Genomic DNA, 14,613 nt, shown 5'->3' on the forward strand with positions numbered 1-14,613 from the left:
CAGTGGCGTTTAGGCAAAGAGATGCTGCGCATGGAAGCGCAGATGGTCTTCAATAAACGAGGCAATGAAGTAATAGCTGTGGTCGTAGCCAGGCTGGATACGCAGCGTTAACGGCCAGGCCTTCTGGCGGGCGGTTTCCGCCAGTACGGCCGGCTGTAATTGCCCGGCGAGGAACGGATCGTTATCGCCCTGGTCGATCAGCGTCGGCACGGCGTCAGCCGGCTGGCTGGCCTGCATCAGCGCGCAGCTGTCCCACGACTGCCATGTCGATTCATCCGCGCCCAGATAGGCGGTAAACGCTTTCTTGCCCCACGGCACCTGGCCGGGATTGACGATCGGCGCAAAGGCGGAGACGCTGGCGTAGCGGCCCGGATTTTTGAGCGCTATTACCAGCGCGCCGTGACCGCCCATCGAATGGCCGCTGATGGCGCAGCGTTCGCCGACGCTAAACTCGCTACGGATCAGCGCGGGCAGTTCATCGCGCAGATAATCATACATCCGATAGTGCGCCGCCCACGGCGCCTCGGTGGCATTCAGGTAGAAGCCGGCGCCTTGCCCCAGATCGTATCCATCATCGTTGGCGACCTCATCACCGCGCGGGCTGGTATCCGGCATCACCAGCGCGATGCCCAGCTCAGCGGCAATGCGCTGGGCGCCCGCCTTGGTGGTAAAGTTTTCGTCGTTACAGGTTAGCCCGGACAGCCAGTACAGTACCGGCGGCGGCGTTTCGCGCTCAGGCGGTAAAAAAATGCTGAACGTCATGGCGCAGTTCAGGACAGGGGAGTGATGACGCCAGCGTTGTTGCCGACCGTCAAAACAGCGATGCTCTTCAAGCAGTTCCATGCAAGGCTCCTCGAAAGGGGGGGGCGCGTAAACGTTCATAATACAGATATTTCATTAGCCGGTGAGTAACTTTCACTTTCTCCTTTTGAGAACTTACTGCATCATTAATGCAACTTATAGCCAACATGCCGGTGTAGCGATGGCGCTTATGGATGCGTACAGCGGTTAGATCATTCCGGATTCGGCGATAAGGATTTGGCGCCGCGCCTGAGGCGCGGCTTCAGGCCCTAATAAAAGGCAGCGCCAATTTCAATAATTATCGTTACGGCTACTGGATTCTGTGCGCCACCTCACGCACAATGAATACAAACTTTGCCCCCAGAAAAAGCAAAGAGCGCCACACCTGCAGGAGAAACCCAAATGTCATCACTGAGTAAAGAAGCCGTCCTCGTTCATGAAGCGCTGGTCGCTCGTGGGCTGGAGACGCCGATGCGTGCGCCAGTACAAGAAATTGATAACGAAACACGCAAGCGTTTGATTACCGGTCATATGACCGAGATTATGCAACTGCTGAATCTGGATCTGAGTGATGACAGTCTGATGGAGACCCCGCATCGCATCGCCAAAATGTATGTCGATGAGATCTTCTCCGGGCTGGATTACTCCCGCTTCCCGAAAATCACCGTCATTGAAAACAAAATGAAGGTTGATGAAATGGTGACCGTGCGCGATATCACCCTGACCAGCACCTGCGAACACCATTTCGTCACCATCGATGGTAAAGCGACAGTAGCCTATATCCCGAAAGATGCGGTGATCGGCCTGTCGAAAATCAACCGCATCGTGCAGTTTTTCGCTCAGCGTCCGCAGGTCCAGGAGCGTCTGACCCAGCAGATCCTGATCGCGCTGCAGACGCTGCTCGGCACCAGCAACGTGGCGGTATCCATTGACGCGGTGCATTACTGCGTGAAGGCGCGCGGCATTCGCGATGCGACCAGCGCCACCACCACCACCTCTCTCGGCGGCCTGTTTAAATCCAGCCAGAATACCCGCCAGGAATTCCTGCGCGCAGTACGTCACCACAACTAAAACGGAGCAGGGTACATGGAGAGAAATGTCACGCTGGACTTTGTCCGCGGCGTCGCCATCCTCGGTATCCTGCTTCTCAATATCAGCGCCTTCGGCTTGCCGAAGGCCGCTTACCTCAATCCCGCCTGGTCAGGAAGCGCGACCCTCAGCGATGCCTGGACGTGGGCACTCCTCGACCTGCTGGCGCAGGTGAAGTTTCTCACCCTGTTCGCGTTGCTGTTTGGCGCCGGTCTGCAGCTATTGCTCCCGCGAGGGAAGCGCTGGATCCAGTCGCGGCTGACGCTGCTGGCGCTGCTCGGTTTCATTCACGGTCTTTTTTTCTGGGATGGCGACATTCTGCTGGCCTACGCCCTGGTGGGGCTGGTGAGCTGGCGCATGGTGCGTGAGGCGCACCATGTCAAATCGCTGTTCAATACCGGGGTGGTGCTCTACCTCATCGGCATTGTGGTGTTGGTCCTGCTGGGAGTCATCTCCGGGACGGCGGCGAATCGCTCCTGGGTGCCGGATGCGGCGAACCTGCAGTATGAGCAGTACTGGAAGCTGCACGGCGGCATGGAGGCGGTCAGCAACCGGGCGGATATGCTATCGGACAATCTGCTGGCGCTGGGCGCCCAGTATGGCTGGCAGCTGGCGGGGATGATGCTGATGGGCGCGGCGCTAATGCGCAGCGGCTGGCTCAAAGGGCAGTTCAGTCTGCGTCACTACCGGCGCACGGGTGCCCTGCTGGTGGTTGCCGGCATGGCGGTAAATCTGCCGGCAATATTCGCCCAGTGGTATCTGGCCTGGGACTATCGCTGGTGCGCGTTTTTGCTGCAGGCGCCGCGCGAACTGAGCGCCCCCTTACAGGCGATCGGCTATGCCTCGCTGGCCTGGGGCTACTGGCCGCAGCTGTGCCGTTTCCGCCTGGTGGGCGCTATCGCCTGCGTCGGACGCATGGCGCTGACCAACTACCTGTTGCAGACCCTGATCTGCACCACCCTGTTTTATCATCTCGGGCTGTTTATGCGCTTCGATCGCCTGCAGCTGCTGGCCTTTGTTCCCCCCATCTGGGCCGTTAACCTCCTTGTCTCATCGCTGTGGCTGCGCCGCTTCCGCCAGGGGCCGGTGGAATGGCTGTGGCGTCAGTTAACCCTGCGTGCGTCAGGCACATCATTGAAAGACACATCCAGATAACGATCTCGATCACAATCATTAACAAAACGGATGTAAACGTTTCCAGCCGTGTGACCTCACTCACGTAGCGGACCGCGGGTCGCTGCCAGAATAGCCTCCTTGCTGAGCACAGGAGGTGAATGTGACGTGCTGTAATTCTCTTAAGGTCGCTGAGTATGATCACCATTCGTGATGTCGCCCGCCAGGCGGGTGTATCCGTGGCCACCGTGTCGCGGGTGCTGAACAACAGCGCGCTGGTGAGTCCGGATACGCGCGACGCCGTGATGAAAGCGGTGACCCAACTGGGCTACCGGCCCAACGCCAACGCCCAGGCGCTGGCCACCCAGGTGAGCGATACCATCGGCGTGGTGGTGATGGACGTCTCCGATGCCTTCTTCGGCGCGCTGGTGAAAGCGGTGGATACCGTCGCCCAGCAGCATCAGAAGTATGTGCTGATCGGCAACAGCTATCACGAGGCAGAAAAAGAGCGCCACGCCATCGAGGTGCTGATCCGCCAGCGCTGCTCGGCGCTGATTGTCCATTCGAAAGCGCTCAGCGATGATGAACTGAGCGACTTTATGCAACATATCCCGGGAATGGTGCTGATCAACCGCATTGTACCAGGCTTTGCCCATCGCTGCGTCGGGCTCGACAACGTCAGCGGCGCGCTGATGGCCACCCGCATGCTGCTCAATCAGGGTCACCAGCGCATCGGCTATCTCTCCTCAAACCACGGCATTGAAGATGACGATATGCGCCGGGAAGGGTGGAGCAAAGCGCTGCAGGAGCAGGGCATCATCGCCCCGGACAGCTGGGTCGGTTCTGGCTCCCCGGATATGCAGGGCGGCGAGGCGGCGATGGTCGAACTGCTGGGGCGCAATCTCGGTCTCACCGCGGTGTTTGCCTATAACGACAGCATGGCGGCCGGCGCGCTGACGACCCTGAAGGACAACGGCATTGTCGTGCCGCAGCATCTGTCGCTGATTGGCTTTGATGATATTCCTATTTCCCGTTACACCGATCCTCAACTCACTACCGTGCGCTATCCGGTAATGTCGATGGCAAAGCTGGCCACCGAGCTGGCGCTGCTGGGGGCGGCCGGCAAGCTGGATCGCGAGGCAACGCACTGCTTTATGCCGACGCTGGTGCGCCGTCATTCCGTTGCCCAGCGGCAAACTGTGGGGCCGATCACTAACTGAAGCGGTGATGGGATGTAACCGCTTTCAATTTGTGAGTAAATTCACAGTATATTAACATTCGCCTGATTATGATGGCAGCGTTTACCAGTCTGAACCACGAGGTGATGGGTTATCCTCACTTTTTTAAGTAGGAACAAGGCGTTAAACGAGTTTTAGAGCCGTATCTTTCTGGAGCGTTACCCGACACGGAAGACCGAATTTTCGTCGTGAAATGCGTTGTGCGGTAACACTAATGCAACAAACCCCGCCCGCACTTTTTCACAATAATGACCCTGCATAATAAAACCGGAGATTCCATGAATAAGAAGGTGTTTACCCTGTCTGCTGTAATGGCTGGTCTGTTATTTGGCGCCGCCGCACACGCAGCAGATACCCGTATCGGCGTGACGATTTATAAATATGACGACAACTTTATGTCGGTGGTGCGTAAGGCAATTGAAAAAGATGGCAAATCCGCGCCTGACGTCCAGCTGCTGATGAATGACTCGCAGAACGACCAGTCGAAACAAAACGATCAAATTGACGTGCTGTTGGCGAAAGGCGTGAAGGCGCTGGCGATTAACCTGGTTGACCCGGCGGCAGCGGGAACGGTGATTGAAAAAGCGCGCGGGCAGAATATTCCGGTGGTGTTCTTCAACAAAGAGCCTTCCCGCAAAGCGCTGGATAGTTATGACAAGGCTTATTACGTCGGTACCGATTCGAAAGAGTCGGGGATTATTCAGGGCGATCTGATCGCCAAGCACTGGAAAGCCAACCCGAACTGGGATCTGAATAAAGACGGCCAGATCCAGTTCGTCCTGCTGAAAGGCGAGCCGGGCCATCCGGATGCGGAAGCGCGTACCACCTACGTTATCAAAGAGCTGAATGATAAAGGTCTGAAGACCCAGCAGCTGCAGCTGGATACCGCCATGTGGGATACCGCGCAGGCGAAAGACAAAATGGACGCCTGGCTCTCCGGCCCGAATGCGAACAAGATTGAAGTAGTGATCGCGAACAACGATGCCATGGCGATGGGTGCGGTTGAAGCGCTGAAAGCGCACAACAAGAGCAGCATTCCGGTGTTTGGCGTCGATGCCCTGCCAGAAGCGCTGGCGCTGGTGAAATCCGGTGCGATGGCCGGTACCGTGCTGAACGATGCCAACAACCAGGCAAAAGCGACCTTCGATCTGGCGAAAAACCTCGCGGAAGGTAAAGAAGCCGCGGCGGGCACCAACTGGAAAATTGACAACAAGATTGTTCGCGTACCGTACGTGGGCGTCGATAAAGACAACCTGAGCCAGTTTACCGGCAAGTAATCGTGATGTGAGTTGCGGGCGTGGTTTAACCACGCCCGATTATTCCTGATACAGAACCAGACTCCTGCTGGCGTTATTGCGCCGGACGGGGCGTGCATGAACGCAGCCAGGTATAACTATGGTCAGCAATAATAGCGAACGGTCAGGCGAATATTTGTTGGAAATGACCAACATCAACAAATCGTTTCCTGGCGTCAAGGCTCTTGATAATGTCAACCTGAAGGTTCGTCCGCACTCCATTCATGCGTTAATGGGTGAGAACGGCGCCGGCAAATCGACATTATTAAAATGCCTTTTTGGGATCTATCAAAAAGATTCCGGTAGCATTCTTTTTCAGGGAAAAGAGATCGATTTCCATTCGGCGAAAGAAGCCCTGGAAAACGGTATATCGATGGTGCATCAGGAATTAAACCTGGTTTTACAGCGTTCAGTCATGGATAACATGTGGCTCGGACGCTATCCCACCAAAGGCATGTTTGTCGATCAGGACAAAATGTACCGGGATACCAAGGCCATTTTTGATGAGCTGGATATTGATATCGACCCGCGCGCCCGCGTCGGTACCTTATCGGTATCCCAGATGCAGATGATTGAGATCGCTAAGGCGTTTTCATATGACGCCAAAATCGTCATCATGGACGAGCCGACGTCATCGCTGACGGAAAAAGAGGTCAACCATCTGTTTAAGATCATCCGCAAGCTGAAAGATCGCGGCTGCGGTATCGTCTATATCTCGCATAAAATGGAAGAAATTTTCCAGCTGTGCGATGAAATAACCATCCTGCGCGACGGCCAGTGGATCGCCACCCAGCCGCTGGAAGGGCTGGATATGGACAAGATTATCGCCATGATGGTCGGGCGCTCGCTCAACCAGCGTTTTCCGGATCGCGAAAATACCCCGGGAGAAGTGATCCTCCAGGTGCGCAATCTCACCTCGCTGCGTCAACCCTCCATTCGCGATGTCTCCTTTGATCTGCATAAGGGCGAAATTCTCGGTATCGCCGGCCTGGTAGGCGCTAAACGCACCGACATCGTGGAGACCCTGTTCGGGATCCGTGAGAAGGCCAGCGGCACCATCACCCTGCACGGTAAGAAGATCAACAACCACAGCGCCAACGAGGCGATTAACCACGGTTTTGCACTGGTGACCGAGGAGCGGCGCTCCACCGGGATTTATGCCTATCTGGATATCGGTTTTAACTCGCTGATCTCCAATATTAAGAAATATAAAAACAGCATCGGCTTGCTGGACAACTCGCGAATGAAGAGCGACACCCAGTGGGTTATTGACTCGATGCGCGTTAAAACCCCCGGCCAGCATACGCAGATCGGTTCGCTTTCCGGTGGTAACCAGCAAAAGGTCATTATAGGCCGCTGGCTGCTGACCCAGCCGGAGATCCTGATGCTGGATGAGCCAACGCGCGGTATCGACGTCGGCGCCAAATTCGAGATCTACCAGCTGATTGCCGAGCTGGCTAAAAAAGACAAAGGGATCATTATTATTTCTTCCGAAATGCCGGAACTGCTGGGGATTACCGACCGCATTCTGGTGATGAGCAATGGCCTTGTCGCGGGCATTGTAGAGACTAAAACCACCACGCAAAACGAAATACTGCGTCTTGCGTCATTGCACCTTTAAGATCAGGGGCTTCACATGAGTGCGTTAAATAAAAAGAGTTTTCTCACTTACCTGAAAGAGGGTGGGATATATGTCGTCCTTCTGGTCCTGTTGGCCATTATTATTTTCCAGGATCCGACATTTTTAAGTCTGCTCAACCTGAGTAATATCCTGACTCAGTCTTCGGTGCGTATTATTATTGCCCTGGGCGTGGCCGGACTTATCGTCACGCAGGGGACCGACCTCTCCGCCGGCCGTCAGGTGGGACTGGCGGCGGTGATTGCCGCCACCATGCTGCAGGCGGTGGATAATGCCAACAAGGTGTTCCCGGATATGGCGACCATGCCGATCCCGTTGGTGATCCTGCTGGTGTGCGCCATCGGGGCGGTCATCGGCCTGATTAACGGGATCGTCATCGCCTACCTGAACGTGACGCCGTTTATTACCACCCTCGGCACTATGATCATCGTGTACGGCATTAACTCGCTGTACTACGACTTCGTGGGCGCGTCGCCGATCTCCGGTTTTGACAGCCACTTCTCCCATTTTGCCCAGGGGTTTGTGGCGCTGGGCTCGTTCCGCCTGTCCTACATTACCTTCTACGCGCTGATTGCCGTCTTCTTTGTCTGGATCCTGTGGAACAAGACGCGCTTTGGTAAAAACATCTTCGCTATCGGCGGTAACCCGGAAGCGGCGAAAGTCTCCGGGGTTAACGTGGCGTTGAACCTGCTGATGATCTATGCCCTCTCCGGCGTGTTTTACGCCTTCGGCGGCCTGCTGGAAGCCGGGCGTATCGGCTCGGCGACCAATAACCTCGGCTTTATGTACGAACTGGACGCCATCGCCGCCTGCGTGGTGGGCGGCGTTTCGTTCAGCGGCGGGGTAGGGACCGTATTCGGCGTGGTGACCGGGGTGATTATCTTCACCGTCATCAACTACGGCCTGACCTATATCGGCGTCAACCCTTACTGGCAGTACATTATTAAGGGGGCGATTATTATCTTCGCCGTGGCGCTGGACTCCCTGAAATACGCCCGTAAGAAATAAGATTGAACGCATCAAAAACCCGCGCCTGGCGCGGGTTTTTACTATTTAAATAGAGAAGAAATAAGTGTTTTAGAAATAGGGACGAGTCCTGTTTCAAGGCCAAACGGCTTATAGATTTTATTAATGATCTCGGCAGAATAATTGCCTTTATCATTTTCCACATCAGATAAGGTCTTACGAGAGACATCCACTAGCCGGGCATATTCATCCTGGCGTAAACCCAGAACTTCTACTCTCAGTTTTTTCAGGGCCTCTCCCTGGCTGATGGCGCCTAGCATGATGTCATGGATAATGGCGTGAATGACCGCCTGACGATCGACCGTTTTGACTTTTTTTAAACCAGCCGAGACGCGTTGTCTGCTTATCTCTGAACGAGCTTTTTTTTCCGTAGCCGTTACCCCGGTGGCGGGTAGGGATGGTGGGTTATCCGCCCGCAGCCTGGCTAAGGTATTTTGGATTTCTGTTTCTTTTTTATTCAGGGTCTTCATAACAGCCCCCAGCGAGCGAGTTTGTCAGGTATAAATTTAAAACCAATTGATGGCATTTCCAGAATCTGAACAGGAACGCCGCGTACTTTAAGACGGGATGGTAAATCAACGAGTTGAGATGCGGTTTCACTTAAAGCATTAAGCAATGTGTCAGGGGTGATCCATTCAGCCAAAGCTTGTGCGATGGCGCCAAAGTTATATTCGCCTCCTGATTCGCAGGCTAATGACCACTTCATCGTGCGCGGTATACCTTCCGGGTCGGCTTTCATTGGTGCAAAATCGTAGATTGGCGCAAGGATAATTTCATTATCTGCTTTCATAAATGCAGTATTACGTCCATGGTTATCACTATTGCCAAAAATAATGTTTAATAAGTCTCGACGTACCCAATCGATGATAAATCCTTGAACATCAAAGCGATAATTCTGTACTCTTACCATATTACTGGATGTGATCTTTTCGATTAGGATCCGCAGCGTGGTTTCATGATCAAGTATCGTCGCTGGCGCTTTTTGTAACAGAGAATAGACTGACTCCATTCCCAATCTCATTATCCGGCCATCACCGTCTCTTCTGATATCAAATCGCGGCAACCAGAGAGAGGGATAATGTAGCCCCTCCTGCTGCGGCTCCTCGTTCCTGGTCATAGTCGAGAAAATCACTGGCACGATTCATGACATCAGTGACAGAGAACGTTTTACTGCTTGCCAGACTATCCCAGTCCGGCACCGAGTCTTTAATGCGTAAATTTCCCACTGGCGACATCGTGCCGAATTTGAGCAAGATGAAATTCTGCTGGCCCTGAGGAAGTTCACTGATATCTAAAAAGTTAACCCAGTAACGTCGGCTGGCGCCGCCTGGAATGATATCGTCTATAAATCTTAACCATCCAGGATTTCCGTGATCCTCAAAATAAAGCGAAACGGGATGGTTGAGCGACACGGCGTGATAGTCATCGCGTTCCAGAAAGTCGATGGCGTAATCGGTAAGATAGTCGATTTGTGTTGTAAACCAGTCCCCTTGCTCACTACCGGGGAATTTTATCAACGCAATGTCTTGCCACTCCGCATTGAGAAAGGCTTGTACCGTTAATGTTTCCATCTCGCCCTCCAAAAAGGATGATGAGTGAAATATTACTCATTAAAGAGCATTCATGCAATTAACGTTACTTATAATACGCATTGTTTTGGCATCGCATGATTAATGCATCTTATATCACTCATTGGCGGGTTTTGTGTTTTTCTGCAGTTCCAGCAGCTGCTCCGGAGTGACTGCCGGGTAGGACTGGGCGTCATCCGGTACGTCATGCTGCTGCGCCGGAATGGGGATGAGAGGGCCGAGAAAGCGCGGTTCCCGTTTGAAGATGTAGAGGTCCGCCAGCGCGCCAAAGCGGGCGCCGAACTCGCGCAGCCGCACGCTCCACATATCCTTCGGCGACGGCACCGCGTAGCACTGGGCCTGGATCCCCATATGCAGGGCGATAAACAGCGCCCGTTCGCAGTGGAAGCGCTGGGTGATGATAATGAAGTCGTTGGTGTCGAACACTTTGCGGGTACGGACGATTGAGTCGAGCGTACGGAAGCCGGCATAGTCCAGCACGATATCGGCGGGATCGACGCCGCCTTTAATCAGGTCCCGACGCATGGTCATCGGTTCATTGTAGCTTTGCAGAGCATTATCGCCGCTCAGCAGCAGATAGTTGACCTTGCCGCTGTTGTAGGCGTTCAGCGCACCCTGGATGCGGTAGCGGTAATACTGATTGATGACGCCGGTGCGGTAATATTTGGCGGTGCCCAGCACCACGCCGACCTGACGGTAGGGCAGGTCCTGCAGCTCATCATAGATATAGGGCGCGGTTTTCCAGCTCATCCAGCGGTCAAGGCCCAGCACGGTCAACAGCAGCAGGCCGAGCAGGACTAACAGGCTGTAGAACACACGCTTTAACATGAACTTGGCTCAATAATAGACAACGGAGTCTTCAGGCTACTTTACCCGCCGGGTAAGCGCAAGAAACCCGCGTTTGATTGCGGGGATTTTCAGCAATATAGACAGATCGCCGAACGCAGGTCGGGTAAGGCGTGAGCCGACACCCGGCATAGAGATCTTCAGCTCGCCATGGCGCGAACCGTAGGTCGGGTAAGCGTAGCGCCACCCGACAACATCACGGTATAACAGGTCGGCCGGATAAGGCGAAACCGTCATCCGGCAATCTGCTCAGGCTGATCAACCTAACAGGACGCGCTCGATATTCTGGCAGCCCAGCGCCTTCAGGGTGGCGACGGTAGCATCCCACTGGATCAGCGCCGCGTCGGCTTTCTCCGCGAGGATTGCCCGCTGGATAGCGGGATAATCATAGCCGTTGAGGCTCAGGAGATTCAGCGCCCCCTGCAGCGGCGGCAGCGTCGGATTGAACGCTGCGTTTTCCGCATAGCTGCCGCTGAAAATGGTGCCGTCTTTCAACTCCAGCGCCACGCCGGAGGGCGAGTGGCTGTAGGGCGCATGGCAGCGGTTGGCGGCCTGAATGGCTGCCTGGGTCAGGGCATCGCCGCTCACCGGGAAGCCATGGTCCTGTGCATCCATCAACAGGGTTTTGATCTCCAGATCTTTCGGACCAAAGGCGTCCGGCAGATAGTGCTCCAGGGCATGCGCTTCGCGGCCCGGCAGATGAATGCGCAGCGCCAGTCCGCTGTTCAGTTCGTTCATAAACTGACGGCAATGGCCGCACGGCGTGTAGTTCACCGTAATAGCGCGCAGGGAGGTCTCGCCGCGCAGCCAGGCGTGGCTGATGGCGCTCTGTTCGGCGTGAACGGTCTGCTGCATGGTCGCGCCGAGAAATTCCATATTGCCGCCAAAGTACCAGCGGCCGCTGACGCCGCGGGCGATCGCCCCGACGTTAAAATGAGAAAGGTCGGCGCGCGCGCAGGCGGCAGCAAGCGGCAGTAGCGCAAAGGCCAGCGCGTCTTCGTCCAGACCTGTCGCCTGCTGCAGCGTCGCCACCTGATCGGCTTCGAGCAGCGCCGGGAAGTGCGGGTCGGCGAGCATCGGGGCGATGGCCGCCTGCAGGTCTGCTGCCAGAGTCGTCAAAGCAGCTTGAAAACGTGAGTGCATAGCGTTGCCTCATAACAATGTAATGGGAAGCCAGTGTACGGGCGTCCAGCAGTCTCATATGTGATGAATATCTCATTGTTTATGCAACTTTGATTTGTTGCATTAAAAAATGTGATTTAAATCACAATTTATCCCACCACCGCGAGGATCAGCGGAAATAAGAACGGTGCCATCAACGAGGTGATGATCCCGCACAGCACCAGCGCCAGCGAGCTAAACGCCCCTTCCTGGTAGTCCAGTTCCGCACAGCGGGCAGTGCCGAGGGCGTGCGAGGCGGTGCCCATTGACAGGCCGCGTGACGCTTTGGTGCGAATGCGCATCAGGTTAAGCAGCGTATGGCCGAATACCGCGCCGAGGATGCCGACAAAAATCACGCACACGGCGCTGATGGCCGGAATACCGCCGATGCTGCCGCTGACCGCCATGGCAATTGGCGTAGTGACTGACTTAGGCAGAATAGAGGCGGCGATTTGCGGCGTGGCGCCCATCAGCAGGGCGACGGTAGTACCGGTGATCATCGCCACGCAGCTGCCGATAAAGCAGATGGTGATGATTGATTTCCAGCGCGCGCGGATCTGGTGCAGTTGCTCATACAGTGGAAAGGCCAGCGCGACCACCGCCGGCTGCAGCAGATCGTTCAGGACTTTGCTGCCGGCAAAATAACGCCCATAGGAGATCCCGGTCAGCAGCAGAAACGGAATTATAACTACCATCGCCACCAGCAGCGGGTTGAGCAGCGGGAACTTAAAGCGGGCGGCCAGCCTGCGGGCGAGAAAAAAGACGATCAGGGTTAGCGGCAGCGACCACCAGATTTCATGCATCATTTTTCTTTTCCTTTTGCCCAATCACTTTACGTTCGCCATGCACCAGGTGAGAGCTCCAGCTCACCACCACAAACACCACCAGCGTGCTGATGGCGCAGGAGATGACGACTGGCCCCAGCTGGGCGCGCAGCAGATCCCAGTATTGCATCACGCCGACGCCGATGGGCACGAACAATAGCGCCATATAGCGGATCAGGATATTGCAGCCAGGATTGACCCACTGCGGCGGCATAATTTGCAGCGCCAGCAGCACGAAAAGGATCAGCATGCCGATGATGCTGCCGGGGATAGTGATGGGCAGCAGTCCGGCGATAAAAATTCCGGCGTATAAGCAGGCGTAAATCAGGACGAAGGCCCGCAGGTACTGCCAGATAATAGTCAGCGATTTACTCATGGTAATAACCCTTGATGAAGTGCATTCATCATACAATTAATCCCTAAAATGTGCTACCGATCACATCATGAATTCTACGCATAGCGCTGATAGCGTACGGGAACAATAGCCTCTCCCGGCAGGACCCGACAGCTCGCAGCTTAGGGTATATGGAGTCCCACGCTACCTTTTTGAACGAGGCGCGGCAAATAAAGGCGGCATGAGACGCCGCAGGCTCCTGTAAAGCATAGAGATTATCTCCTCGCTTTGCCGCATTCGCCGAACGGGGAATGGCGTACGGCAGGCCGGACGCATTGAGCGCTTTCCACCAATGCCTGGAGGCGCTACCATAGCGCCTCTTTTTTTTCCGGATAACGATATGCGTGTTCTACTGGCGCCGATGGAAGGCGTGCTCGATTCGCTGGTGCGCGAGCTGCTGACCGAGGTTAACGATTACGATCTGTGCATCACCGAATTTCTGCGCGTGGTGGATCAACTGCTGCCGGTAAAATCGTTCTACAGGCTGTGCCCGGAACTGCATCATCAGAGCCGCACGCCGTCCGGCACCCGCGTGCGCGTCCAGCTGCTGGGACAATATCCCGAGTGGCTGGCGGAAAACGCCGCCCGCGCGGTGGAGCTGGGGTCGTGGGGGGTGGATTTAAACTGCGGCTGTCCGTCTAAGCTGGTGAACGGCAGCGGCGGCGGGGCGACGCTGCTGAAAGATCCGGAGCTGATCTATCGCGGTGCGAAAGCCATGCGCGAAGCGGTTCCCGATCATCTGCCGGTGACCGTCAAGGTGCGACTCGGCTGGGACAGCGGCGAACGGCGCTTCGAAATCGCCGATGCGGTGCAGCAGGCCGGGGCCAGCGAGCTGGTGGTTCACGGCCGCACCAAAGAAGATGGCTACAAAGCCGAACGCATTAACTGGCAGGCGATCGGTGAGATCCGCCAGCGTCTGACCATTCCGGTGGTGGCCAACGGCGAGATCTGGGACTGGCAAAGCGCCCAGGATTGTATGGCCGTCACCGGCTGCGATTCGGTGATGATTGGCCGCGGGGCGCTCAACGTGCCGAACCTCAGCCGGGTGATCAAATACAACGAACCGCGCATGCCGTGGCCGCAGGTGGTTCAGCTGTTGCAAAAATATACCCGCCTGGAAAAGCAGGGCGACACCGGTCTGTATCATGTGGCGAGAATTAAGCAATGGTTAGGCTATTTACGCAAGGAATATAGTGAGGCGCTGACTCTGTTTAATGAAATTCGCGCCCTGCAAACGTCTGCTGAAATAGCGGCGGCCATCGCCCGCTATTAAACACCATACTGTTATTTGCTTCACATATTATTACTTGCCTGCCTATTGCTGGTAGGCATGAGTTGAATAAAGTGATAATGTGCGGTCAATCAATTCAGGATTGCTACTGAACCCAGGCAAAACCTAAGCATTTTCGTCATTCGTGGCGGAAAGTGCTTAGGTTTTTTTTTGGCTAAAATTCAATGGTGAAAAAATGGTTATGTAAAACAATAGGTTGTAATTAACGTTTTCTCTGGCATCGTCGCGGTTTTATTACCGGCGGACGCCCTTTGCCATTCATTTTTTAAAAAAGAAAACAGGTAAATAAATAACCTGGGGATCCCCT

Annotated in this window: 16 protein-coding genes; 7 read left to right on the plus strand and 9 right to left on the minus strand. The window is 55.1% G+C overall.

Annotated elements, in window-relative coordinates; genetic code table 11:
- Nucleotides 1–9: 9 nt before the first annotated feature.
- Nucleotides 10–843 (minus strand): S-formylglutathione hydrolase, encoded by an 834-nt coding sequence (fghA, locus tag N438_RS22075; RefSeq protein ID WP_038421538.1) that lies wholly within the window; start codon nt 841–843, stop codon nt 10–12.
- Nucleotides 844–1,203: 360 nt separating this feature from the next.
- On the opposite strand from fghA, the gene folE reads away from it, so the two are divergent.
- The 6 genes from folE (at nt 1,204) to mglC (ending at nt 8,183) form a co-directional block, all read left to right on the plus strand.
- On the plus strand, nt 1,204–1,872 hold the full coding sequence (gene folE, locus N438_RS22080) for a GTP cyclohydrolase I FolE (RefSeq protein ID WP_008804025.1): 669 nt from the start codon (nt 1,204–1,206) through the stop codon (nt 1,870–1,872).
- A 15-nt stretch (nt 1,873–1,887) separates the two neighbouring features.
- Nucleotides 1,888–3,045, plus strand: a complete 1,158-nt coding sequence (gene yeiB, locus N438_RS22085; protein ID WP_116696512.1) for a DUF418 domain-containing protein YeiB — start codon at nt 1,888–1,890, stop codon at nt 3,043–3,045.
- A 155-nt stretch (nt 3,046–3,200) separates the two neighbouring features.
- On the plus strand, nt 3,201–4,223 hold the full coding sequence (gene galS, locus N438_RS22090; RefSeq protein ID WP_012541032.1) for an HTH-type transcriptional regulator GalS: 1,023 nt from the start codon (nt 3,201–3,203) through the stop codon (nt 4,221–4,223).
- Nucleotides 4,224–4,519: 296 nt separating this feature from the next.
- Nucleotides 4,520–5,518 (plus strand): galactose/glucose ABC transporter substrate-binding protein MglB, encoded by a 999-nt coding sequence (mglB, locus tag N438_RS22095; protein ID WP_008804028.1) that lies wholly within the window; start codon nt 4,520–4,522, stop codon nt 5,516–5,518.
- A gap of 118 nt (nt 5,519–5,636) precedes the next feature.
- Nucleotides 5,637–7,157 (plus strand): galactose/methyl galactoside ABC transporter ATP-binding protein MglA, encoded by a 1,521-nt coding sequence (gene mglA, locus N438_RS22100; protein ID WP_008804029.1) that lies wholly within the window; start codon nt 5,637–5,639, stop codon nt 7,155–7,157.
- Between the two features lie 15 nt (nt 7,158–7,172).
- The gene (gene mglC / locus N438_RS22105; protein WP_002912871.1) at nt 7,173–8,183 is read left to right on the plus strand and encodes a galactose/methyl galactoside ABC transporter permease MglC; all 1,011 of its coding nucleotides are present in this window, start codon (nt 7,173–7,175) and stop codon (nt 8,181–8,183) included.
- Nucleotides 8,184–8,224: 41 nt separating this feature from the next.
- On the opposite strand, the gene N438_RS22110 is transcribed toward mglC, so the two are convergent.
- The 8 genes from N438_RS22110 to N438_RS22140 form a co-directional block, all read right to left on the minus strand.
- Nucleotides 8,225–8,671, minus strand: a complete 447-nt coding sequence (locus N438_RS22110) for a helix-turn-helix transcriptional regulator (protein ID WP_012541033.1) — start codon at nt 8,669–8,671, stop codon at nt 8,225–8,227.
- Nucleotides 8,668–9,318, minus strand: a complete 651-nt coding sequence (locus N438_RS28910; protein ID WP_223169293.1) for a HipA domain-containing protein — start codon at nt 9,316–9,318, stop codon at nt 8,668–8,670. Before N438_RS28910 ends, N438_RS22110 begins: the two co-directional genes overlap by 4 nt.
- Nucleotides 9,251–9,772 (minus strand): hypothetical protein, encoded by a 522-nt coding sequence (locus N438_RS28915; protein ID WP_022064813.1) that lies wholly within the window; start codon nt 9,770–9,772, stop codon nt 9,251–9,253. Before N438_RS28915 ends, N438_RS28910 begins: the two co-directional genes overlap by 68 nt.
- 114 nt (nt 9,773–9,886) lie before the next feature.
- A complete protein-coding gene (gene sanA / locus N438_RS22120; protein WP_008804033.1) occupies nt 9,887–10,618 on the minus strand; it encodes an outer membrane permeability protein SanA in 732 nt (243 codons plus the stop codon).
- 36 nt (nt 10,619–10,654) lie between these two features.
- On the minus strand, nt 10,655–10,873 hold the full coding sequence (locus N438_RS22125) for a hypothetical protein (protein WP_060619740.1): 219 nt from the start codon (nt 10,871–10,873) through the stop codon (nt 10,655–10,657).
- 21 nt (nt 10,874–10,894) lie between these two features.
- A complete protein-coding gene (gene cdd, locus N438_RS22130; protein WP_012541034.1) occupies nt 10,895–11,779 on the minus strand; it encodes a cytidine deaminase in 885 nt (294 codons plus the stop codon).
- A gap of 128 nt (nt 11,780–11,907) precedes the next feature.
- Entirely contained in the window at nt 11,908–12,603 is a 696-nt protein-coding gene (locus tag N438_RS22135; protein WP_012541035.1) for a CidB/LrgB family autolysis modulator, read from the minus strand.
- Nucleotides 12,593–12,997 (minus strand): CidA/LrgA family protein, encoded by a 405-nt coding sequence (locus N438_RS22140; protein WP_004201620.1) that lies wholly within the window; start codon nt 12,995–12,997, stop codon nt 12,593–12,595. Before N438_RS22140 ends, N438_RS22135 begins: the two co-directional genes overlap by 11 nt.
- 358 nt (nt 12,998–13,355) lie before the next feature.
- Here N438_RS22140 and dusC point away from each other — a divergent pair, with 358 nt between their 5' ends.
- Nucleotides 13,356–14,288 (plus strand): tRNA dihydrouridine(16) synthase DusC, encoded by a 933-nt coding sequence (gene dusC / locus N438_RS22145; protein ID WP_012541036.1) that lies wholly within the window; start codon nt 13,356–13,358, stop codon nt 14,286–14,288.
- The last annotated feature ends 325 nt before the right edge of the window (nt 14,289–14,613 follow it).

The sequence above is a fragment of the Klebsiella sp. GL120222-02 genome (assembly GCF_003097195.1).
Classification (GTDB): domain Bacteria; phylum Pseudomonadota; class Gammaproteobacteria; order Enterobacterales; family Enterobacteriaceae; genus Klebsiella; species Klebsiella variicola.